This is a genomic window from Dethiosulfatibacter aminovorans DSM 17477 (assembly GCF_900142005.1).
GTDB classification, from domain to species: domain Bacteria; phylum Bacillota; class Clostridia; order Tissierellales; family Dethiosulfatibacteraceae; genus Dethiosulfatibacter; species Dethiosulfatibacter aminovorans.
On sequence record NZ_FQZL01000016.1, the window covers coordinates 32,527 to 54,515 of the forward strand.

The 21,989-nt window shown below is 43.8% G+C and carries 18 protein-coding genes, 1 riboswitch and 1 other annotated feature; of the genes, 3 read left to right on the plus strand and 15 right to left on the minus strand.

Annotation, left to right across the window (positions count from 1 at the left end):
• Positions 1–85: 85 nt before the first annotated feature.
• From leuS to BUB05_RS11140, 10 genes are all read right to left on the minus strand, one after another.
• Positions 86–2,497, minus strand: a complete 2,412-nt coding sequence (gene leuS / locus BUB05_RS11095) for a leucine--tRNA ligase (protein WP_073049687.1) — start codon at positions 2,495–2,497, stop codon at positions 86–88.
• 34 nt (positions 2,498–2,531) lie between these two features.
• Positions 2,532–2,697: a binding site (T-box leader), on the minus strand.
• A gap of 51 nt (positions 2,698–2,748) precedes the next feature.
• Positions 2,749–3,567, minus strand: a complete 819-nt coding sequence (locus tag BUB05_RS11100) for a hypothetical protein (RefSeq protein WP_073049688.1) — start codon at positions 3,565–3,567, stop codon at positions 2,749–2,751.
• 56 nt (positions 3,568–3,623) lie between these two features.
• Complete coding sequence (locus BUB05_RS11105) at positions 3,624–4,229, minus strand: GNAT family N-acetyltransferase (RefSeq protein WP_245819861.1); 606 nt, start codon at positions 4,227–4,229, stop codon at positions 3,624–3,626.
• The gene (locus BUB05_RS11110) at positions 4,226–4,690 is read right to left on the minus strand and encodes a pyridoxamine 5'-phosphate oxidase family protein (RefSeq protein ID WP_073049689.1); all 465 of its coding nucleotides are present in this window, start codon (positions 4,688–4,690) and stop codon (positions 4,226–4,228) included. Before BUB05_RS11110 ends, BUB05_RS11105 begins: the two co-directional genes overlap by 4 nt.
• A gap of 220 nt (positions 4,691–4,910) precedes the next feature.
• Positions 4,911–6,722: an ATP-dependent zinc metalloprotease FtsH gene (gene ftsH, locus BUB05_RS11115; RefSeq protein ID WP_073049690.1), complete on the minus strand. Its 1,812-nt coding sequence runs from the start codon at positions 6,720–6,722 to the stop codon at positions 4,911–4,913.
• A gap of 132 nt (positions 6,723–6,854) precedes the next feature.
• Positions 6,855–7,397 (minus strand): hypoxanthine phosphoribosyltransferase, encoded by a 543-nt coding sequence (hpt, locus tag BUB05_RS11120; RefSeq protein WP_073049691.1) that lies wholly within the window; start codon positions 7,395–7,397, stop codon positions 6,855–6,857.
• Positions 7,398–8,765: a tRNA lysidine(34) synthetase TilS gene (gene tilS, locus BUB05_RS11125; RefSeq protein WP_073049692.1), complete on the minus strand. Its 1,368-nt coding sequence runs from the start codon at positions 8,763–8,765 to the stop codon at positions 7,398–7,400.
• Positions 8,766–8,845: 80 nt separating this feature from the next.
• On the minus strand, positions 8,846–9,415 hold the full coding sequence (locus BUB05_RS11130) for a 5-formyltetrahydrofolate cyclo-ligase (RefSeq protein WP_073049693.1): 570 nt from the start codon (positions 9,413–9,415) through the stop codon (positions 8,846–8,848).
• 19 nt (positions 9,416–9,434) lie between these two features.
• The gene (locus BUB05_RS11135) at positions 9,435–12,050 is read right to left on the minus strand and encodes a phosphodiester glycosidase family protein (RefSeq protein WP_073049694.1); all 2,616 of its coding nucleotides are present in this window, start codon (positions 12,048–12,050) and stop codon (positions 9,435–9,437) included.
• 35 nt (positions 12,051–12,085) lie between these two features.
• The gene (locus tag BUB05_RS11140) at positions 12,086–12,796 is read right to left on the minus strand and encodes a tRNA 2-thiocytidine biosynthesis TtcA family protein (RefSeq protein ID WP_073049728.1); all 711 of its coding nucleotides are present in this window, start codon (positions 12,794–12,796) and stop codon (positions 12,086–12,088) included.
• A 284-nt stretch (positions 12,797–13,080) separates the two neighbouring features.
• On the opposite strand from BUB05_RS11140, the gene BUB05_RS11145 reads away from it, so the two are divergent.
• The 3 genes from BUB05_RS11145 (at position 13,081) to BUB05_RS11155 (ending at position 15,565) form a co-directional block, all read left to right on the plus strand.
• The gene (locus tag BUB05_RS11145; RefSeq protein ID WP_073049695.1) at positions 13,081–13,554 is read left to right on the plus strand and encodes a COG2426 family protein; all 474 of its coding nucleotides are present in this window, start codon (positions 13,081–13,083) and stop codon (positions 13,552–13,554) included.
• 73 nt (positions 13,555–13,627) lie between these two features.
• Positions 13,628–13,727: riboswitch (SAM riboswitch) on the plus strand.
• 94 nt (positions 13,728–13,821) lie between these two features.
• Positions 13,822–15,018: a methionine adenosyltransferase gene (metK, locus tag BUB05_RS11150; RefSeq protein WP_073049696.1), complete on the plus strand. Its 1,197-nt coding sequence runs from the start codon at positions 13,822–13,824 to the stop codon at positions 15,016–15,018.
• A 193-nt stretch (positions 15,019–15,211) separates the two neighbouring features.
• Positions 15,212–15,565, plus strand: a complete 354-nt coding sequence (locus BUB05_RS11155; RefSeq protein WP_073049697.1) for an FtsB family cell division protein — start codon at positions 15,212–15,214, stop codon at positions 15,563–15,565.
• On the opposite strand, the gene BUB05_RS11160 is transcribed toward BUB05_RS11155, so the two are convergent.
• From BUB05_RS11160 to sdaAB, 5 genes are all read right to left on the minus strand, one after another.
• Positions 15,543–17,048: an S-layer homology domain-containing protein gene (locus BUB05_RS11160; RefSeq protein ID WP_073049698.1), complete on the minus strand. Its 1,506-nt coding sequence runs from the start codon at positions 17,046–17,048 to the stop codon at positions 15,543–15,545. The genes BUB05_RS11155 and BUB05_RS11160 overlap by 23 nt on opposite strands.
• Positions 17,049–17,091: 43 nt before the next feature.
• Complete coding sequence (locus BUB05_RS11165; protein WP_073049699.1) at positions 17,092–18,801, minus strand: phospho-sugar mutase; 1,710 nt, start codon at positions 18,799–18,801, stop codon at positions 17,092–17,094.
• 28 nt (positions 18,802–18,829) lie between these two features.
• A complete protein-coding gene (mreB, locus tag BUB05_RS11170; protein ID WP_073049700.1) occupies positions 18,830–19,849 on the minus strand; it encodes a rod shape-determining protein in 1,020 nt (339 codons plus the stop codon).
• A gap of 124 nt (positions 19,850–19,973) precedes the next feature.
• Entirely contained in the window at positions 19,974–20,840 is an 867-nt protein-coding gene (gene sdaAA, locus BUB05_RS11175) for an L-serine ammonia-lyase, iron-sulfur-dependent, subunit alpha (protein ID WP_073049701.1), read from the minus strand.
• Positions 20,833–21,522 (minus strand): L-serine ammonia-lyase, iron-sulfur-dependent subunit beta, encoded by a 690-nt coding sequence (sdaAB, locus tag BUB05_RS11180; protein ID WP_073049702.1) that lies wholly within the window; start codon positions 21,520–21,522, stop codon positions 20,833–20,835. Before sdaAB ends, sdaAA begins: the two co-directional genes overlap by 8 nt.
• Positions 21,523–21,989 lie beyond the last annotated feature (467 nt).

Below are 21,989 nucleotides of genomic sequence, written 5' to 3' on the forward strand. Positions count from 1 at the left end.
TTCGGTTTCCATGTTTAATACTTTTTTATTATATCATTTTGCCCGGGATAGTTCAATGTGCAAAATCCCTTGAAACACTGGTCTTTTACTTCACCACGATGTTGTAGATCTTTCCGGGAACGAATATTTCCTTGACTATCTTCTTGTCTCCTATTGCCTTCTGTACGGAAGGATTGTCCATTGCAACCTTGTTTGCGGCAACCTTGTCCGCATCCTTTGCAATGCTTATCTTCGCCTTCACCTTTCCGTTGATCTGCACAGGCATTTCTATTACATCTTCAACAGTCTTGGCTTCGTCGAATGTCGGCCACTGAGCCTGATTAAGCATTCCGCCGAAATTCTGCATTTCCCAGATTTCCTCTGTTATGTGAGGCGCAACGGGGTTGAGAAGTATAAGAAGTGTCTTCAACTCTTCAGCTGTAACGCTTCCCTTGTCGTATATATCGTTCAGCAAAGTCATCATTGCGGCAATTGCAGTGTTGAACTTAAGCTCCTCGTAGTCGTGAGAAACCTTCTTGATTGTCTGGTGGACAGATGTCTCAAGTTCCTTTGAATATCCTTCGCCCTCTGCCATCATTTCCTGCAGCTTCCACACCCTGTCAAGGAATCTCTTGCAGCCCTTTACTGCGTTAGGATTCCACGGAGCAGGCTTTTCATAGTCTCCTATGAACATTATGTACGCCCTCAAGGTGTCGGCACCGTAGTCTGCTATTATGTCGTTGGGGTTTACTACATTTCCCTTTGACTTGGACATCTTGTCTCCGTCAGGTCCAAGGATCAGTCCCTGTGCAGTTCTCTTTGCATAAGGCTCCTTTGTAGGGACTACCCCGATATCATAGAGGAATCTGTGCCAGAATCTGGAGTAAAGAAGGTGGCGGGTTACGTGCTCCATTCCTCCATTGTACCAGTCAACCTGTTTCCAGTAATCAAGGTTTTCCTTGCTTGCAAGCGCTTCATTGTTTTTGCTGTCCATATATCTCAGATAGTACCAGCTTGATCCTGCCCATTGAGGCATTGTGTCTGTTTCCCTCTTTGCAGGGCCGCCGCATTTAGGACAGGTAGTGTTTACCCATTCGTCCATTGCAGCAAGAGGCGATTCTCCTGTATCCGTTGGCTGATAGTTTTCAACTTCTGGAAGTCTTACAGGAAGGTCTTCCTCCGGCACTCCCACTATTCCGCATTCCGGACAGTGAACGATCGGGAAGGGTTCTCCCCAGTATCTCTGTCTGTTGAATGCCCAGTCCTTCATCTTGTAGTTTACGGTCCTTTCTCCAATTCCCTTTTCTACAAGAAAGTCTGTTATCTTGGCTATGGCTTCCTTGACTCTCATTCCGTTGATGATATCGGAATTCACAAGGATTCCGTCGCTTGTATCGGTATATGCTTCCTTGGTTATGTCTCCACCCTGGATTACTTCAACAATAGGTATGCCAAACTTTGTAGCGAATTCCCAGTCTCTTGTATCGTGGCCCGGCACCGCCATTATTGCTCCCGTTCCATATCCCATCATTACATAGTCTGCAATCCATACCGGGATTTCTTCGTCGTTCACAGGATTTATGGCCTTGAGGCCCTTTATTTCAACACCTGTCTTTTCCTTTGCCAGCTGCACCCTTTCGAACTCTGTCTTTGTCTGGGCATATTCCTGGTACTGGTGTATTTCATCAATATTTGTTATCTTGTCGTGGTATTTCTTCACCAGTGGATGCTCAGGTGCGATTACCATGAAAGTTGCTCCATACAGGGTGTCTGGTCTTGTTGTGAATACCCTGAGAACCTCGTCTTCTCCCTTGATCCTGAAGTCAACCTCCGCACCTACTGATTTCCCTATCCAGTTTGCCTGCTCCAGTCTTATCCTTGGAAGGTAGTCAACCTCGTCAAGCCCTTCAAGAAGCTTTTCCGCATAGTCCCTTATCTTCAGGAACCATACGTCCTTTTCCATCTGCACTACTTCGTTTCCGCACCTGTCGCAGACTCCGTCCCTGAAGTCTTCGTTTGCAAGTACAACCTTGCAGTCCGTACAGAAGTTTACATAGGTCTTGTCCCTGAAAGCCAGTCCGTTTTCGAAAAGCTTCAGGAATATCCACTGAGTCCACTTGTAGTAGTCAGGATCCGTAGTGTCTATTACCCTGTCCCAGTCAAATGAATATCCTATCTTTCTAAGCTGGTCGGAAAACACTGCAATATTCCTGTCAGTTACCTTTCTTGGATGCTCTCCCGTCTGGATGGCATAGTTTTCAGTAGGAAGTCCGAATGCATCGAATCCTATCGGAAACATTACATTATAGCCTTCCATTCTTCTCTTTCTTGAGATAACCTCAAGAGAAGTGTATGCCCTTACATGTCCTACGTGAAGTCCTGCTCCCGATGGATATGGAAACTCCACCAGATTGTAGTATTTCGGCTTTTCCGAATTGTCATCAGCCTTGAATGTCTCTTTTTCTTCCCAAATCTTCTGCCATTTCTTTTCAATGGCACTTGGATTGTATGAAACCATGTTTGCCTCCTAAACAAAAATAGAGCTTTTCATCCCATGGGACGAAAAACTTCCGCGGTACCACCCATTTTAGACAAAAAGTCTCTCTTATTTTAAATTAAGCTCACGGGTAAGTTCAGCCTCTGAAAATACTGTTTCACACCTTCCAACAGCTCTCTTGAATCTTCCTTCGGCCTACTGCTCCCCTTCAACGCTCTATTAATTTCTAAACTGTATTATATCAAAGGAATATGAATTTATCAACAGATTTTCTACACTATGCCTGCCATTTTTGTGACTTCCATCCCTTTTTCCTCCCATTTGGCAATAATCCTGTTAAGGCCAATGGAATCGCTGGCCATATGGCCTGCAATAATTATGTTTCCTATGTTTTGCTTCTTCACTTCGTCAATTACAGCCTTTGGTGCATGCATGGCAACTATGGTTCCCACTCCGGCCTCGAAATATGACTTGTACACATCCTCGCCGCCGTTTGTCCCTCCAGCATAGAGAACTGCTATCTTTCCTGCATAGCTGCCGGGACTTCCAACCCTTATAACCGGCTGCGTCAACGCTCTCTTGTATTCGTCGATTTCCATAAGAGCATCCAGAATGTCCTGAAGTGTCTTTTTGGGATTGTCCGCAAACTTCTCGTCAAGATGATTCTGCACGATTTCCTGACCTATGAGGTCCGCAGGTATGTGAATGTTCATAAAGGGCATCTTCATAAGTCTTGCAGCCGATGACACCACATCATAGTTGGCTACGTGATCGCCTATGTCTATTATATTCTTCTTCTTTTCCAGCATTTTCTGCGCCTTGTTTATTGGCACTCCGAACTCCACCATCTTGTCTATCTGGAAATCCAGCACCTTGTGGAACTCCGATACCGCACTGTCCGCCTTTGGATGGTGGCTAACCACGCAGTCGTATTTCATGTCCCTTCCAAGGAGCAGCTCAGACGTTCCCATGTCAACTCCCATCAGTATTCTTTTTATGTTTTCCCCTTCCACGCTTATTGTTGTGTCAGGGGGCATACTGTCAAGCCCGGCCATTTCAAGGGCTATATTCATCATTTCTCTTGTGTTCATGCTTAAACCTCCCGTTGTTTCGCTCTTAATTGTCTTTGTTGCTTGCACATTTAACGTTACGTAGTCTCTTTCTGGAACATGTCGCTGTAGGCAGCGAAGTGGACATGGTCTTCCCATATTCCATTGATTAGAAGATACCTTTTGGAAAAGCCTTCCCTTTCAAGTTTTAGCTTTTCTGCAACCCTCATTGACTTCAGGTTTCTTGGTATGATGTTCACCTCCACCCTGTGGAGATTGTACTCCGTAAACATAATCTCCAATCCCTTGGTTACGGCCTCAGTCATATATCCTTTATTTATTTCATCCTTGTCCAACTTGTATCCAAGAAAGCATGACTTGAAGTTTCCATAGATAATATTGCTGAAGCAGAGATTCCCGATTGTCCTTGAATCGTCTCCCTTATTGAATATCCATAATCTTATGAGCCTCTTGTTTAAAAATTCTGCAAATTCGTACTTCAGGGATTCCATCTGACCCTGCCTTGTGTAGAAGAATCCATCCCTGTCAGGATCCCACTCGGCCAGAAAGTCCTTGTTCCTCTTATAGTAATCAAGGGCAAGCTGAGCGCAATCAGGCTTGAAGATCCTGAGAACCAGCCTGTCAGTATGATATTCCTTGTGAAATGTAGGATTTCTTTTCCCGAAAATATTCATTATACTCATTTGGCAATCTTTCCTTCTTTATGTTCTATTTCTATCTTTACAACACAGGTATTGTTGCCGACTTTTTCGATTTCCTTCTCTACCTTGTCCTCAAATCCCTTGGAGAACTTGTTTCCAATTTCATGAAGGGCCTTATTCTTTTCATCCCCTTCAACTATGTAGGCATTTCCAAATACAATCACGCTGGAAAACCTTGTGTCCAAATCTTCAGGAAGGACCTGGCTCTTGTCCACAACCAGATAGCTTACCTTGCTGTTTCTCTCAATGGCATCCATCTTGTGGCCTGCATAGGCACAGTGAAAATATATTGCACCGTCCATGTATATGTGATTTACCGGAACTCCATAGCCGTATCCTCCGTCTTCGACACAGGACATCACTCCATATTCGACTTCCTCAAGAAGCTTTTCAATGAGCTCAGGTTCCATTTTCTTGTCTTTTCGTCTCAATTCTCTAAACATGACATACCTCCCATATCCTTATATTTTACAACTTCAGCAGCCTTTAAGCAAGTTTAAGCTTAACTTTTGTTACCTTTTCCTGCTATTCCAGGATGATATATCATCCTTCACGTAGCATAATGCTTAAACCAACTTAATGTCACTTTAATTATAAAAAAAACGGTCCCTTCCGGGACCATTTCAGTTTAAGTTTAACTATCAACATTATCCAGTTGTCGGCTTAACCTTTCATGAACAGCGCTTCGAATTCCTTGCCGTCGAGGGTCTCTTTCTCAAGAAGTCCTTCGGCAACCTTGTGAAGCTTTTCGATGTTGTCTCTGAGGAGAGACTCTGCTGTATGGTATGCCTTGTCTATGATGGATCTCATTTCCCTGTCTATCTGGGCCGCAACCTCTTCGGAATAGTTTCTGCTCTTGGCAAAATCCCTTCCCAGGAACACTTCATCGTCGTCCCCTGTATATGACATAGGTCCAAGGTTGTCACTCATTCCATAATGGGTAACCATTCCCCTTGCTATCTTGGTTGCTCTCTGGATGTCGTTTGACGCTCCGGTGCTTATGTCGTCAAGAACAAGCTTCTCTGCAACCCTTCCACCTAGAAGGTGAACAAGATTCTCTTCCATTTCAGTCTTGGACATGTAGCTTCTGTCCTCTTCAGGAAGAATCATTGTGAATCCTCCTGCTCTTCCCCTTGGTATTATTGACACCATATGTACAGGGTCTGAATTTGGAAGAAGTCTTGCAACAACTGCATGGCCGGCCTCGTGATATGCCGTAAGCCTTTTTTCCTTGTCGCTTATTACCTTGCTTTTCTTTTCAGGTCCTGCAATCACCTTTGTAATCGCTTCTTCAAGAGTGTCCATTGATATTTCCTTATCACCCACTCTTGCTGACAGAAGTGCCGCTTCGTTCAGTACATTTTCAAGGTCTGCAGGTGTAAATCCAGGTGTTCTTCTTGCTATTACACCAAGGTCGACGTCTTCAGCCATGGGCTTGTTCTTTGAATGTATCTTGAGAACAGCTTCCCTTCCCCTGATGTCAGGAACTCCTATATGTACCTGCCTGTCGAACCTGCCCGGTCTGAGAAGTGCAGGATCAAGGATGTCCGGTCTGTTTGTTGCGGAAATCATTATGATTCCTTCATTTTCACCGAATCCGTCCATTTCAACCAGAAGCTGGTTAAGAGTCTGCTCCCTCTCGTCATGGCCGCCGCCAAGGCCTGCGCCTCTTCTTCTACCCACTGCATCGATCTCATCTACGAATATAATGCACGGGGCGTTTTTCTTTGCCTGCTCGAAGAGGTCCCTTACTCTCGATGCTCCAACACCGACAAACATCTCGACAAAGTCGGAACCACTGATGCTGAAGAAAGGTACTCCAGCCTCTCCGGCAACTGCCTTTGATATGTATGTCTTACCTGTTCCCGGAGGTCCAACCATAAGGATACCTTTCGGTATTCTGGCTCCAAGGGCAGTAAATTTCTTTGGATCCTTCAGGAAGTCGACTATCTCGGTAAGCTCTTCCTTTTCCTCGTCAAGTCCCGCTACATCTGCAAAGGTAACTCTTTTTGCCGGATCGTCCTTGTGCATCTTGGCACGGCTCTTTCCGAACTGCATCACCTTTCCACCGCCGCCTCCCTGGGACTGGTTCATGAATACAAACCAGAATATGGCAAACAGCCCTATCATGGCTATTGTAGGGAGCATCTGTATATAGAATGGAGTAGTCGGCGTAGGTTCGCCCTCCACGACTATGGTTCCGCTCTTAACGCTTTCTTCAAGATAATCGCTGACCTTGAAGAGTTCAGGATAAGGAATGTAGGAAGTGAACGTAGTTCCGTTCCTCATTGTTCCAGTTACATTGTTGTCAATAAACTTGATTTCCGCTATATTGTCGTTCTGTATCTGAATGACAAGCTCTGTATAGGTAAGCTGTTGCGATTCGACATTTGAATTCGACAGCATGCTAACTATAAGCAAAATGATTATGAAAATCACTATATAAAAACTTATGCCTTTTGCAAAATTCTTCATTTCGTCCTCCTTTCGGCATTTTTATTTTCCATTTTAAGTCATTTACCCGATTTTATATTCTACCACATTAATATTTTGATTTCAAGAAATCCGCGCATGCAGATTTCCAATCGCGCAGCTGCAAGAATGCATCTACGAATAGACCTCTTCCTTCAGAACAAAAATATATGGTACGTTCCTGTATTTTTCAGCATAGTCAAGACCATATCCCACTACGAATTCATCCTTTATGTCAAATCCCTTGTATTTGGTGTGTACATCCGCCTTTCTTCCCGACGGCTTGTCCAAAAGGGTGCAAATTTCAACACTTGCAGGTCCTCTTGACTTAAGGTTGTCAATAAGGTAGTGAAGAGTGAGTCCCGAGTCTATTATGTCTTCAACTATGAGTATATGTTTTCCTTCCACAGACTTGTCAAGGTCCTTGATAATCTTTACAACACCAGACGACTTTGTTGAGTTGCCGTAGCTGGATACTGCCATGAAGTCTATTTCCACCGGCAGGTGGATTTCCTTCATAAGGTCAGACATGAACATTACCGCTCCGTTCAGCACACATACCAGCAGCACATCCTTGCCTTCATAGTCCCTTGTTATTGCTGCTCCCAGCTCCCTTGTTTTTTCAGCCAATTCTTCCCTGGTTAGCATTACTTCTTTTGTGATTTTGTTTAAATCCATTTAAATCTCCTTTATTTCAATTACAAGCACTTTTTCAGTGTTTTTGTCAATCTTGTACAGGTCGCTCATTCTATACCCTGCTATCCAGATGATGTTTTCCTCATCTGCAAGTACAGGGACCTTGTTTCTTTTGTCCCTTGGAATCCTTTCATCGATGAAAAAATCCTTGAGCTTTTTCTGGCCTTTCATTCCCAGAGGTACGAACCTGTCTCCAGGCCTTCTGTTTCTCACAACAAGACCGCCCTTTATTTTATCACAATCCACAAATATTCTGTTAGGGGATTTGTCAAAATTTCCATCATCAGTGATATAAGTTTTTAATTCAGCTTCCGCTTCCCTTATGATGACGGTTTTACCTTTAGATACATTATACACGTAATCCTTAACTTCTTCTTTAGTTTTTACGACTATTTGGCTGTATTCTATTCCAATGGAAATATTTCCAGGCAATGTGACGGTTTTCCCGGTATTTTTTCTTTCACAGATGGACAAAACCTGCTCCAGATGGGAAAATTCCACATTTACAAGATTTCCCTTGAGATTCTCAATAGCATGTCTCAGAACTCTTGTCTTGAGCCCCTTGACAAGAAGGTTGAACCTTTCAAGATCCAGCCTGACCGCTTTGTTTTCAGATTCAAGGACTTCTTCATATGCCTTTTTGACGCTTTCCTCTATGATTTCCCTGTCATTCTTCACAGTCTGCGACAGTCTGAATATGCTGTCCTGGAACTTGGGATTGTAGTTTTGTTCCACATAGGGTATGAAGTCAAGACGTATCCTGTTCCTGCCGTATATGGCTTCAAGATTTGTCTTGTCTATGCAGTATTCATAGTCATTCCCGTGGAGGTAGTCTTCCAGTTCCTTCCTTTTTACGTCAAGGATGGGCCTTACTATATTCCTCGCCCTGAATTCCATGCCTGAAAGTCCGTCAATCCCCGTTCCCCTGATTATCCTCTGGAGAAGTGTTTCGACCTGGTCGTTGTAGTTGTGGGCAGTGGATATGTACCCTCCGCCAAGTTCGTTGAGAATACAGTTGAAGAAATCGTATCTCATCTTCCTTCCCGCCTCTTCCTCAGTCATGTTAAGCTCTTCTGCATATTCGGAAGCATGCTTTCTCAAAAGATAGCATTTGAATCCATGCTTTTCACACAGGTCCTTGGCGAATTTCTCGTCACTGTAGGCGTCTTCGCCTCTGTATAGATGGTTCACATGGGCACAGTAAAGATTGTATCCCAACTCATCCTTCAGAAGCCTGAGCATATGGAATAAAAATACCGAATCCGGTCCTCCTGAAAGTCCCAGAAGAATATTGTCATTTTCCCTGATGCCGCAGTTTTTTATCAAATTGTATTTGACTCTCTTTTCCATTGAATCACATCCTGAAATGTCATTTTAACATCAAAATTATTTTTATACAAGATTCATTGCAAAATATAATTAAATTGTAACTATCTTATTATTCTGTCTTCCGTCACTATGATCTTCATCTTGATATCATGACTTTCCGCAGGCACTTTCTCAAGAACCTGGTACTCGTATGCCATGGCAGCAGTGACGGCATCATCCCTCAGTTTTGAAAGGTATTTGTCATAGTATCCCTTTCCAAAGCCTACCCGATTTCTTTCCTCGTCAAAAACAACTCCCGGAACAACAACAAAATCCAGGTCTTCTTCCGCCGCCGTCTCAAGCTGGTCAACCTTTGGTTCAAGGTATCCCCATGCTCCTTCCACAAAGTCATTTTCAATATCATTTATATATACTGGAATCAGCACCACTTCCCTGGATTCGGTATATGTCACCACTATCCTCTTGCCGGATTCCTTGAGAAGCTTAAGGAGTTCAAAGGTATCCACTTCGTTGTCAAAGCTAAGATACAGTCCTACAGTTGCCGCATTCCTGAATTCTTCAAGTCCTGTAATCCTGTCGAATATCAGGGCGCTTTTTTCAGCGGCTTCCGCCGGATCCATCTCCCTTCTCTTCTTGAGTATCCTTTTTCTTATTTCCTTCTTCGATTCCATATTGTCTCCTGCATTTATATCATTTATAGTCGTAGCTTACTTCACCGTCAGCCATGTAGAGGGTGAAGCATTCACCATATGTTATGAATCTCATCCCATCTTCATATCTTATGGATGCCTCTTCATCCGTGCCTTTCGACACTATGAAGATCTTATTGTTTTCACTGAGACACTTCATGTAGCTGACCAGTGTCTTTCTCTCGCTGCTTTTGATGCTCCCATGGTCTATGTCGGTTTTTACGACAATTGTCCTGTCTTCGTATTCCCCAAGATCCAGCAAAGCATCCCACTGTGTCTTGTCGTATGAACTTATGCTTCCATGCAGGGTGGACAGTTCCACAACGACTACATCTTCATTGTCGCAAACAGGTTGTCCATTAGAATCCGCAATGTCATAGAATTCTTCATTTCCTTCTTCATCATTTCCCATATGCAGTTTCAGCTCATATTCCTCGGGAACATCCATCAGCAGATCTTCCACCCTGGAATTTTCCGGCAATTCAATGTCGTCACATCCAAGAGGATAGTTGGCCCTGAGTCCGTCTACATGGATATATCCCTCGTCAGCCTTGTCGTTGTATATCTCCGCTACATATATGCTGTTGAGAACAACCGGATAGCTTATGTTTTCAGGCAGGTCCGCCCTTACTTCCTTCCAGCCGTACCAGTCTATTTCCTTCTCGAAATCTATCTTGTACATTACTCCATTGGCATCGGTAACCCTGCATCTCAGCCAGTGGTCACTCTTGTCTCCGTATACCCACATGGAAAGACTGTCCGGCTCATCCTGAAGAAGAAGTCCCTTTTCACCAAATTCAAGAAATGCTATTGACTGGTCGTCAGGCTTCATGGTGGTGAAGTCATAATAGAGCTTGACGCTTTTGCCGCCTTCCCTGCTCTTTGAATGGTTGATGATCCTTCCGTCAGAGTCTTCCGGGTATTGAACAAAAGTTATATTGTCCGTATTCTCAAATCCCTCTATAAGCCTTTCCGCACTTCCTACAGCAAGGGGAATGTAGATTTCTCCATCTTCAAACACACCTTCGAGGACCGCCTTGCCGGACTTGCTTCTGGCTTCGATTATACCGTCGTCTATATTGGCTATTCTTTCCGACAGCGACCAATCAATCTCGGAAGCATGTATTGTTGCAGTGTTTCCATTCTCATCCACTCCAATGAAGTCGGGAAGTTCATATTCCGATTTTTCATTCAGGGAAATGGAATCTACAGCAGAATAAATCTCCTTTACATCTCCAAGAACCTCTACTTCAAATGTGCATTTCACGGAACCGTAGACAAGTTTAACCTCTGCCGTACCTGATTCAAGAAATCTTATTCCATGCCTGTCCTTTTTATAGTCGAGTCCGCTTATTTTAATATCCAGTCTTGAATCGGAAATGGCTACGGGTACCATGTATTTATTGTATCCCTTCACATCAAAGGTCAAATACTGTCCCTTGAAGAGCTTGTCTGCAGCATCGTAAACTTCAAGTGACTTCACCGTTGAACTCCTTGGATGTGAATCGAATGCTCCCAGTCCGGAGACAAGAAGCCTCTCATCGCCGTCGGAAGGGTTGTTTACTATCTCGTAGTCCCCCTTGCCGTAATAGTCAACAACCATTTCCGAAGAACCTCCACCGTCAAGATTCACACCGTTCCAGCATCCAAGCTCCAGCATGAAATCCAGAAGTTCGCTTTGAAGCATTCCTATGGAATCCTCACTTCTGCCGTCTACGGTTATGAGATATGCCGTTTCCTCGTCTTCCGTAAAACCTATTGCAGTCCTTGGATGTCTCCCAAGGACATCATTGTTGTAGTCTCCTTCCTGACCTTCCCTGAGAAGATAGTTCACTCCTCCGGAAGCCCAGTCTATATCGTCAATGTCAAAGCCAAAGTCCACATCAAAATAGACCTTGTCCCCGACCTTGAATTTATCAAGAATCTCTGTATTGCATGCACTGAAAGCTATTACATAGCCTGAGGAAGGTATGTCCACAGGGTCCTCTCCTATGTTTATGCTTTTTACCCTGTTCCTGTTTACAACTATTTCAGCAAGATTCCTGGTATCGTTGCTGCCCATTGATTCCTCGCCCCAGGAACTGTTTAGCACTATTATTTCACCGTTGAAGGCACCAATCTTGTTCACTGCGGCTACGGGGAGTACCTCACCGTCGACTTCAAGTGTCATTTCAGGTTCTATGATTGAAATGTCAAAATCATCGCCAGCCTTCACTATGGTAGGAAAATTGTAAAGATTGCTGTTTGGCGAAGATATGATGTCGTCGCCGTCCATCAATGTTCCAAAGGTGAATGCCGGGTCTGCCATATTGAAAAAATCCCCGTTTACAGCTCCCGCCGCACTCCATTCATCGGCAATTGCTGCGAGAGTGTCCCTTTTTGATATTTCTTCCGAATAAACCGGTTTCAGGTCCGTATGTCTGTCATCAAGGTCTATCTTCAGCACGTCTATTTCCACTGGCCCGTCAATGGTCTGCCTTGTGATGCTCATATGCTCTATACCCTCGGACAGATACTCCACTCTTGTTTCCTCAACCATTGTTTTCATTTCCCCACCGGCATTCATTGTAAAAGCCAGAGCCAATGCCATTGCCATTGAAAAAATTCTCTTTTTCATATTGTCTACCCCTTTCTATCTATGTCATCTTTTATTTAGAACCACAAACTGAGCTGGTCCTTGTTCCTTATGGCCCTGATGAGCCTGTCCCTTCCTTCGGGAATATCCTTGTAGATGCTTTTCAGGAGAAGCTTCATGTCTTCCCTTTTTGTGTGCCTGTCCATTGGACATGGACTCTCAACTACGGGAATATCGTGTCTGTTCATTACTCCCTCAACCTGCGCCTCCTTCAGAAGAAGCATTGGCCTGATGCAGTGTATGTCCTTGTTGGAAAGATAAGTGACCGGCTTGAATGTGGAAATCCTTCCCTCGTAAAACATGCTGAGGAACAAAGTCTCCAGTGCATCGTCCGCATGGTGTCCAAGAGCCACCTTGTTGAATCCCAGGTCCTTTACCTTGTCGTGAAGGGCTCCCCTTCTCATCTTGGCACATAATGCACAGGGATTCTTCTCCTTCCTTATATCAAATATGATCTCTGCAATGTCCGTATCCACCACATAATAGGGTACATCTATCTTTTTGCAGAATTCCTCTATTGGACTTGTATCAAAATTCTCGAAGCCCATTCCTATAGTAACTGCAGCCAGGTCGTACTTGACGGGACTGAATCTCTGAAAAAGCTTCATCCCGTAAAGAAGAACCATGCTGTCCTTTCCTCCTGATACGCCAACTACAATCTTGTCGCCGTCCTGAATCATATCGTATTCTTCAACCGCTTTTCTAATGCCGCCTAAAATCTGTTTCATTGCTATCTTATTGGCATGCTTCAAAACATATGCATGCCTGCCTTTCAATATTTTAATGTTTACGGTCTAATGATATCAGATATTTGTCCATTATTACATTAAATATTTATTATATTTTCCATTTCCTCAAGGGCCACAATTTCATCTACATACTATTGGACTTATTTCCAATTAAAATGTTTCATATTTTTTGCAAATAGTATATAATGATTAAGTTATTCGATTAATGCAGGATGGTTTATGCATAGTAGACTTTCCCAAGATATGTCAACAAGGGGTATAAAATGAATTTTATTGTTGAGAATTTCAGCAGTGAGGCTGCAGTATTCATACTGGCAATGCTTCCAATATCAGAGCTGAGAGGCGCAATTCCACTTGGAATAGGTCTTGGGATCGACCCGTGGAAATGCTACTTCATCGCCGTTGCGGGAAACATGATAGTGGTGCCTGTTCTGCTGAAGATATTCAGACCTTTAATTAGGTTTATAGCAAGAACAAGGCTGCTGAGAAAAACGGCAGGAAAAATAGTTGAAAAGGTGGACAAGAACGCCAAGAAGGTCCTGAAGTACGAGCTAATAGGACTCTTTCTTCTGGTGGCGGTTCCCCTTCCCACTACCGGAGCATGGACAGGCTGCGGAGTGGCGTCATTCCTTAAGCTCGACTACAAGAAGTCCCTGGGATTCATCTCACTGGGAATAATGGCTGCCGGACTCATAGTCATGGCGCTTAGCTTCGTGGGTTTCGGAATTGTCGGCTAGCACAAAAAACATGGTTCAATTTAATTTATGTTGACAAATGGACGCCATGTGATATAATTTCTATGGTAACAAAGCCTTATCAAGAGAGGTGGAGGGACGGGCCCTATGAAACCCGGCATCCTGTACGAAAAGTATCAGGTGCCAATTCCCGCGGTTAATCCGGAAGATGAGGAGCTATAGCAGACTATACTCTTCTTTGTGGAGAGTTTTTTTTATGCTTTTTTGAGCGATACAAACCCGGAAAATGATTATAGGAGGAGATTATCAATGAAAAAATGGCTTTTTACTTCAGAATCAGTGACAGAAGGTCATCCAGACAAAATCTGTGATCAGATTTCCGATGGAATTTTGGACGCGATATTTGCACAAGACCCAAATGGAAGAGTAGCATGCGAGACATCTGTAACAACAGGTCTGGTACTGGTATCTGGAGAAATCACAACAAACTGTTATGTGGACATACCAAAGGTGGTAAGGGACACCATAAGAGAAATAGGATATACAAGAGCAAAGTACGGCTTTGACTGCGACACTTGTGCCGTTCTAACCTCAATAGACGAGCAGTCTTCGGACATAGCAATGGGCGTTGATGCAGCAAAGGAATACAAGGACAACGGACATGACGAGTTCGACATCATAGGTGCAGGAGACCAGGGAATTATGTTCGGATTTGCCTGCAATGAGACTCCCGAGCTTATGCCTCTGCCCATATCAATGGCACACAAGCTGGCGAGAAGGCTTTCCGCAGTAAGAAAGGACAAGACCCTTTCTTACCTGAGACCCGACGGCAAAACACAGGTGACTGTCGAATATCACGACAACACTCCTGTAAGAATCGATGCAATAGTCGTTTCAACACAGCACAGTCCAGAGGTTTCACTTGAAAAAATCGAACAGGACATAATCGAGCATGTAGTGAAAGCCGTTGTTCCTGCCGACCTTCTGGATGAGAATACAAAATACTATATCAATCCTACGGGAAGATTTGTAATAGGCGGGCCACAGGGAGATGCAGGTCTCACCGGAAGAAAGATAATCGTCGATACATACGGCGGATATTCAAGACACGGCGGCGGCGCCTTCTCGGGAAAGGATCCTACAAAGGTTGACAGATCTGCTGCATACGCCGCAAGGTACGTAGCCAAGAACATAGTTGCTGCTGGACTTGCAGACAAGTGCGAGGTTCAGCTTGCCTACGCAATCGGAGTTGCACACCCTGTTTCGATCATGGTGGATACCTTTGGAACAGGAAAGGTTGACGAGGAAGTAATCGAGAAGCTAATAGAAAAGCATTTCGACCTGAGACCTGCTGCAATAATAAAGAACCTTGACCTTAGAAGGCCTATATACAAACAAATTGCAGCCTATGGACATTTCGGAAGAACAGATGTCGACCTTCCATGGGAAAAGACAGACAAGGCCGGAATCCTTAAAATGGAAGCTGCCCTTGAAGTGGCCAAATAGTTTATATTCATCTTGACACGATCAGCAAAAGAGTTCCGCGGCATGCCTGCCTGCGGGACTTTTTTAATTTTTTTTGCTTTATTAATGCCTCCTGTCATATTATAATAATTATATGATCAAGTTTACATGGTCCGAGTCATGAAACGGACACTATTAAAAAGTATTGTCCGTGTAAAAACGAAAGGGATTATTTATGGGAAAAAGGAAGAGAAGGAAAAAAGAAAAGAAAAGCTTCAAGCTTAATATAGTAAGTCTATTGTTTTATGCCGTAGCCTTTTATATGATTTTCACAATTGTCGGACAACGAAGATCATTGGCGGCCATTAATGAACAGAAGGAAGCAAAGCTTCTTGAAAAGGCAGAGACGGAAATGGAACTCCAGGAGTTAAGGGAAGACTATGAAAAAATAAATGACCCGGAACAATTTCTCGAAATCGTAGAGAAAATCGCCCGGGACGAATATAAAATGGTCAAACCATATGAAACTGTCTATATAGACAAGAATAAAACCAAGAACAAGTTTATCATGGGCATAGGGACCGAGTAATACATAGAATCTTTGCAATTTCCCCTCTGGTTATGCTGTCAAGGGGAGCAAAGGAGCTTGTACTCTTTCCGTTCATGATTTCAAGGGAAAACACCTTTCCCAGCTTTTCAAGATCATCGGTGCTGAGATCAGCCACATCTTCAAATTCAAAGTCTTTTGCCATTTCAGGATCCTCTGCAATGGCAGCAAGAGCTCTAACAGCCTCTATCCTGGATAGAGGTCTTTTTGGGCAGAAATTGCCTTCCTCCGTCTCCATTACACCAAGTGAAACTACCGTTTCCACATTGCTGTAGGCCCATCCTCCTATGTCGGACTTGTCGTCTATTTCATAGTTCTTGTCCGACTCGAAATCGAAAGACCTGCACAGCAGTGCAGCAAACTGTTCCCTGGTGACCGTATCATTGGGGGCAAACTCCTCGTCCGTCATTCCCTTGATTATGTCGTCCTGGTAGAGTTCAACTATGTAGTCTCTTCCCCAGTATCCGTCTATGTCCTTGAACAGTACTTCCTTGAGTTCCCTTTCAGGTTCAAGCTCCACCGGTTCATCCGGTTCTTCAAGATCTATTGCTTCCTCCGTTGTGCTTTCACCGTCTGAGTAATCATCGGTTTCCGGACCGTCGTAATAGATGAGCCAGTTCCTGGCAGCCCATCCGATCTCTTCACCGTCTTCATCAGCCAGATTGTACCAGTAATAACCGTCCTCGAGAACCGCTTCTCCAATGACCGTATATACTTCATCGTCAGTAAGCTCTCCGACGATCTTGCCGTTTGGTTCTCGTCTCAGGTTCAGCTTCCCTCCTGAAGACACCATCACTTCGTCTCCATCAGAGCAGAAGAAAAGATCAGCCTCATGGCAGTCTTCAGGCGTGGGGACATTGAGATTTTTTGAAGGCGTTCCCGATTCAGGCAGACAGTCAGGATCCACGGGGGTTATTGCCTGACCGTATTCATTCTCAGCAACAAGATAGATAAGGTCCTGGTAAGTGTACTTTTCGCCGTATTTATCCAGTGCATTGGGATTGTTCCTTTCAACATATGAATTGTATCCCCACAATGCAAAATACCAGTTTTCAAGTATATTGGGGTCCATGTCTCCCACTGACGGCAAATACCCGTATTCGGAAAGACATGCCTCCCATTTGTTTAGCAGGGTATCGGCGCCTGCATTTATATTGTACTTTATGTCGTTGATAAGAAGATTCTCATCATATTGATTGAAGTTGTTGTGTATCTGCATAAGTCCTATGCTGCCCGATGTTCCCCTGGCAACGGTTCCGTCCTCTTCATAATGTCTGAAGACAGTCTCCACCCTTGCAATGGACATCAGTATGACTGTAGGTATTCCTCTTTCAATTGCAACTTCCGTTATAAGAGCTTCCAGTTCGGCCCTTGACGGGTTTTCCGTTGCCGAAGCAAAAACGGGGTATATAGCCGTATTTAGTATCATTATGAATGCTGCAAGCATTGCCAGTTTTTTCCTCATAATTCACCTGCCTGTAATTTTTGTAGATTACTACTCCTTTTATCTATACCCTGTCGATCAATCCGTAAACATATTCCGTTATTTCATTGAATTTATTTTCTGAAGCAACCCTGTCCCCGTCAACAACGGAGGAGTATATCTTTATCTTAGGTTCCGTTCCCGAAGGCCTCAAGACGAACCATGATCCATCTTCAAGAACGTATTTCAGTACATTTGACTTGGGCAACTCAATTTTTTCCTCGCTGCCGTCGGCAAGCTTCCTCACACTCGTACTGTAATCGCTTGTGGATGCAATCTTCAATTCTCCTATGGAGTCTATTTCAGTATTCCTGAACCAGTTCATGATTTCAAGGATCTTACGGCTTCCTTCCATTCCTTCCATGGTAATGGACTTGAGACCTTCCTTGAAGTAGCCGTGGGTCCTGTAGAGCCTCTCAAGCTCATCGAGAACGTTGCTGCCCCTTTTCTTGTAATATGCCGCCATTTCACAGGCAATCATGGATGCCGTAACAGCGTCCTTGTCCCTTGCCAGTGTTCCTATGAGATAACCTATGCTTTCCTCGAACCCAAAAACATATTTCTTCTCGCCGCTTTTTTCATATTCCTCTATCTTCTCGCCGATAAACTTGAATCCTGTCAAGGTGTCCATGCATTCAGCACCATGGTATTCAGCTACGGCTCTTCCAAGCTCGCTTGTAACTATTGTCTTGATTACAAGGGGATTCTCGGGCATTGTTCCATTTTCCTTCATCCTTGACAGTATATAGTCCATCATCAGGGCGCCCACCTGGTTTCCGCTTAAAAGGACATACTCACCTTGGCGGTTTTTCACGGACATCCCAACCCTGTCGCAGTCGGGGTCGTTTGCTATGATTATGTCCGCATCGACTTCCGATGCCTTCTTGTAGGCAAGTTCAAACGCCTTTTCATCTTCCGGATTCGGATAGTTGACAGTGGAGAAGTTCGGATCCGGAACAGTTTGTTCTTCCACCAGTGAAACGCCGGTAAAGCCTCTTTCGTCAAGGGTCCTTCTTACAAGCATGTTTCCCGCTCCGTGAAGGGGAGTGTAGACAATCTTTATATCCTTGTATATGTCTTCGGAAAGTGTATTTTCCAGTACCGCAGCGATAAACTTGTCATCCATGGACTTGTCAAGCTCCACAATCATTCCACTTTCAACCGCTTCCTCCAAGTCCATTGTAGTGATATCCTTGAAGTCTATCTTGTCGATTTCCCCGATGAGGTCTTCAGCCATTTCGGGAAGCATCTGGCATCCGTAGTTCCAGTATGTCTTGTAACCGTTGTACTCCGGAGGATTGTGGCTTGCAGTTATGACTATTCCGGCATCCGCACCAAGCTCCCTCACTGCGAAGGAAAGCTCAGGTGTAGGTCTAAGGTCATCGAAAATATATGTTTTTATTCCCGATGCGGCAAGAACCCTTGCTGATATTTCAGTGAAATATCTTGAATTGTTCCTGGAGTCGTGTGCTATTACACAGCTCTTTTCACCCTCTGCGTTTTTTTCAATAAAATTAGCAAGACCCTGTGTAGCCTTGCTTATTATGTGCTTGTTCATCCTGTTGGTGCCCGCACCCATGATTCCCCTCATTCCACCTGTTCCGAACTCCAGATTCTTGTGGAATCTTTCCATTATTTCCTTTTCGTCTCCGGAAATAGTCTTAAGTTCTTCCTTGATGTCATCTGATATGCATGCACTTGTCAACCACTCTTCATATCTCTTTTTATAATCCATATCTTACCCCCGCAGTTTATTTTTTAGATTAATATCTTTTTCTTTCGTCGGTAATCAGGGAGCTGGAGTAGACATCTATGTTTTCAAGAGCCTTTCCAGTTCCAAGAGCTACGCATGAAATTGCTTCATCCGCAATGTATACAGGCACTCCTGTTCTCTTGGCAATAAGCTTGTGCAGACCCTGAAGGAGGCATCCTCCACCTGTCATTATTATACCCTTTTCACTTATATCCGCAGCAAGCTCCGGCGGTGTCCTCTCAAGTACGGAGTGCACTGCATCTGCAATGGCCATAACCGTCTCCTCAAGTGCCTCGAGCATGTCTGTAGAAGATATTGTAAGGTTCTTTGGCAGTCCCGTAACAAGGTTTCGGCCCCTCACCTCTACGAATTTTTCCTCTTCTTCAGGGAAGGCAGCGCCTATTTGTATCTTAAGCTCCTCGGCACTTCTCAGCCCTATCATTACATTGTATTTCTTTCTTATGTATCTTACTATCGCCTCGTCAAACTTGTCTCCGGCAATCTTTATTGACTTGCTTACAACAATTCCTCCAAGTGAAAGAACTGCAACATCAGTAGTTCCGCCACCCATATCTATGATCATGCTTCCCTGCGGCTTTGAAAGGTCGATTCCTGCACCTATGGCTGCGGCTACAGGCTCCTCTATCAAATATGTCTTGTGGGCTCCAGCCTGATTGCAGGCGTCTATTACGGCTCTCTTTTCAACTTCCGTTACCCCACTTGGCACGCACACGATAACCCTCGGCTTGAACACTACGCTTCCCAACGCCTTCTTTATGAAGTACTTGAGCATTTTTTCAGTTATGTCAAAGTCGGATATTACTCCATCTCTCAACGGTCTTATGGCAACAATGTTTCCAGGAGTCCTTCCAAGCATCATTCTTGCCTCTTCCCCAACAGCAAGAATCTTGTTGTTGTTCCTGTCAATTGCAACAACAGACGGTTCCTGAAGAACAATTTCCTTTCCTCTTATATATACCAGCACTGAAGCAGTACCCAGGTCTATTCCCATATCAGATCTAAATCCCATTCTATTCCTCCGTTTTTATTTGTACTTTTCTATTCAAACCCATTGTCAAAGTCTGTCAGGGGCTTTAACGCCGGATTTATACTCATCATTTAATTATACAATATTATGATTATTTTTAAAGCTTTTATTTTATTTTTTCCGCTAATTTTAAGCCTGTTTCAGTAATTGCTATGCCGCCCTTCGCCGTTTCCTTGAAATTTTGATGCATTCCAAGTCCGACATTGTACATTGCCTCCACCACTTCATCAAAGGGTACTATGGATTCCACTCCCGAAAGGGCCATGTCGGCAGATATCATGGCATTGACAACTCCCGATGCATTCCTCTTTGAGCATGGTGATTCAACAAGACCGGCAATGGGATCGCAAATGAGCCCCATTATGTTTTTGAGAGCTATTGAAGCAGCATGAAGAGACTGTTCGGGACTCCCTCCCCTCATTTCCACTATTGCCGCAGCAGCCATTGCAGCTGCTGCACCGCATTCCGCCTGGCATCCTCCCTCGGCTCCCGATACAGTTGCATTTTCGGATATGATCTTGCCGAGTCCCGAGGAAACCAAAAGTCCCTTCAGTAAAACGTCCCTGTCGAGGCTGAACTTTTCTCCCACAGTCAGTATGGCAGCTGGAATTATTCCGCACGAACCTGCCGTTGGAGCAGCACATATTTTCCCCATGGATGCATTGTATTCAGAACAGGCAAAGGCCCTTGCCATTGCCTTGATTATCCATTCTCCCGTTACTGTATCTCCTGACAGGAGGTATTCCATCATCTTCCTGCCTTCGCCTCCTATGATTCCACCAAGGGTTTCCACCTTGTTTGAAAGGGAATAGGATGATGAATTCTCCATTATGGAAAGAACCTCATCAAGGCGCTCGAGAACACTTTCCCTGTCCATGTTTGTATTTTCCATTTCCTCAATAAGGACCAGTTCGGATATGGATATTTTCCTTTCACTGCAGAGGTCCGCAAGTGCTCTTCCGCTATTATACATTTTCCGCCTCCTTTACAGGCTTTATCACTATGAGAGACAACATCTCATCAAGACTCCTTATTTCCTCCACAACATCAGGATCCACATTTTCGTCCGTTTCTATGATCATTGAAGCTTCCTTCATGTTGACGTTTCTTCTCACTTTCATATTTCCGATGTTCACATTGTTCCGGGCCAGAAGTGTAGTAACCTTGCTGATTATTCCCTTTATATCCACATGCTTGGTGATTATGGTGTAGTATTCTCCCGTAATTTCCACATCAAAACCGTTTATTTCAGTCACCATTACGGCCCCTCCGCCGATGGATGCACCGGTTACAGTAACAAGGCTCCCGTCACTTCTTGTGATATGGAACCTTGCCGTATTGGGGTGTGCGCCGCGTATTTCCACGGCTTCAAACTCTATGTCCACTCCCGATTCATCTGCAATCTCAAGGGAACGCCTCAACCTTTCATCATATGGCTCCATTCCAAGAATCCCCGCTGCCAACGCCTTTTCAGTACCGTGTCCCTTTGCCGTCTCGGCAAAGGAGCCGTGAAGATATATCTTTACACTTTTTACATCCTTTTCAGCTGCATACCTTGCTATTTTGCCAAGCCTTGCCGCTCCTGCCGTATGGGAGCTGGATGGACCTATCATCACCGGTCCAAGAACATCAAAAATAGAATTTATTCTTTTCATCCCTTATCCTTTCAAAATTAATTTTAACTTTCTTTCGCGTCTTGATAAATGCTTGCACATTTATCTGCTTTTGCATTTAACACAGCATAGCTGCTTTCCTGCATATATTTTAATTATAACAAAATTCATCTTAATTTTCCCTTTAAACACTACAATTTTATATATTTTTCCATCATTAGTACAGTCAATTTTTGTAAAATCCTGTTAACAAAACTTAATAAAACTTTACAAATAGCATGTATTCCCATCCTTTGACTAAACTGCTTCTTTGTGGTATAATGTATACACTATTCAAAAACTATTCAAATTTTCTATTCTGTTATTTACAATTCTGTTAATAATCAATAGGGTTATAATCAAATAGTTAAATCACGGTTTTTTCCGAACCGTTTATTTATTATACTGATTTGTTGCCAGACTACTGTTTGACCGACAGATCATACAAATTAAAAAAGGAGTGATGTATT

What these genes read in the sequence shown, in the direction of transcription:
- BUB05_RS11130 (WP_073049693.1), bottom strand. Translation starts at nt 9,415, where the DNA reads ATGGAATCGAAGAAGGAAATAAGAAAAAGGATACTCAAGAAGAGAAGG.
- hpt (WP_073049691.1), bottom strand. Translation starts at nt 7,397, where the DNA reads ATGGATTTAAACAAAATCACAAAAGAAGTAATGCTAACCAGGGAAGAA.
- metK (WP_073049696.1), top strand. Translation starts at nt 13,822, where the DNA reads ATGAAAAAATGGCTTTTTACTTCAGAATCAGTGACAGAAGGTCATCCA.
- BUB05_RS11100 (WP_073049688.1), bottom strand. Translation starts at nt 3,567, where the DNA reads ATGAACACAAGAGAAATGATGAATATAGCCCTTGAAATGGCCGGGCTT.
- BUB05_RS11140 (WP_073049728.1), bottom strand. Translation starts at nt 12,796, where the DNA reads ATGAAACAGATTTTAGGCGGCATTAGAAAAGCGGTTGAAGAATACGAT.
- BUB05_RS11135 (WP_073049694.1), bottom strand. Translation starts at nt 12,050, where the DNA reads ATGAAAAAGAGAATTTTTTCAATGGCAATGGCATTGGCTCTGGCTTTT.
- mreB (WP_073049700.1), bottom strand. Translation starts at nt 19,849, where the DNA reads ATGGGATTTAGATCTGATATGGGAATAGACCTGGGTACTGCTTCAGTG.
- ftsH (WP_073049690.1), bottom strand. Translation starts at nt 6,722, where the DNA reads ATGAAGAATTTTGCAAAAGGCATAAGTTTTTATATAGTGATTTTCATA.
- BUB05_RS11110 (WP_073049689.1), bottom strand. Translation starts at nt 4,690, where the DNA reads ATGTTTAGAGAATTGAGACGAAAAGACAAGAAAATGGAACCTGAGCTC.
- BUB05_RS11160 (WP_073049698.1), bottom strand. Translation starts at nt 17,048, where the DNA reads ATGAGGAAAAAACTGGCAATGCTTGCAGCATTCATAATGATACTAAAT.
- BUB05_RS11105 (WP_245819861.1), bottom strand. Translation starts at nt 4,229, where the DNA reads ATGAGTATAATGAATATTTTCGGGAAAAGAAATCCTACATTTCACAAG.
- BUB05_RS11165 (WP_073049699.1), bottom strand. Translation starts at nt 18,801, where the DNA reads ATGGATTATAAAAAGAGATATGAAGAGTGGTTGACAAGTGCATGCATA.
- leuS (WP_073049687.1), bottom strand. Translation starts at nt 2,497, where the DNA reads ATGGTTTCATACAATCCAAGTGCCATTGAAAAGAAATGGCAGAAGATT.
- BUB05_RS11155 (WP_073049697.1), top strand. Translation starts at nt 15,212, where the DNA reads ATGGGAAAAAGGAAGAGAAGGAAAAAAGAAAAGAAAAGCTTCAAGCTT.
- BUB05_RS11145 (WP_073049695.1), top strand. Translation starts at nt 13,081, where the DNA reads ATGAATTTTATTGTTGAGAATTTCAGCAGTGAGGCTGCAGTATTCATA.
- sdaAB (WP_073049702.1), bottom strand. Translation starts at nt 21,522, where the DNA reads ATGAAAAGAATAAATTCTATTTTTGATGTTCTTGGACCGGTGATGATA.
- sdaAA (WP_073049701.1), bottom strand. Translation starts at nt 20,840, where the DNA reads ATGTATAATAGCGGAAGAGCACTTGCGGACCTCTGCAGTGAAAGGAAA.
- tilS (WP_073049692.1), bottom strand. Translation starts at nt 8,765, where the DNA reads ATGGAAAAGAGAGTCAAATACAATTTGATAAAAAACTGCGGCATCAGG.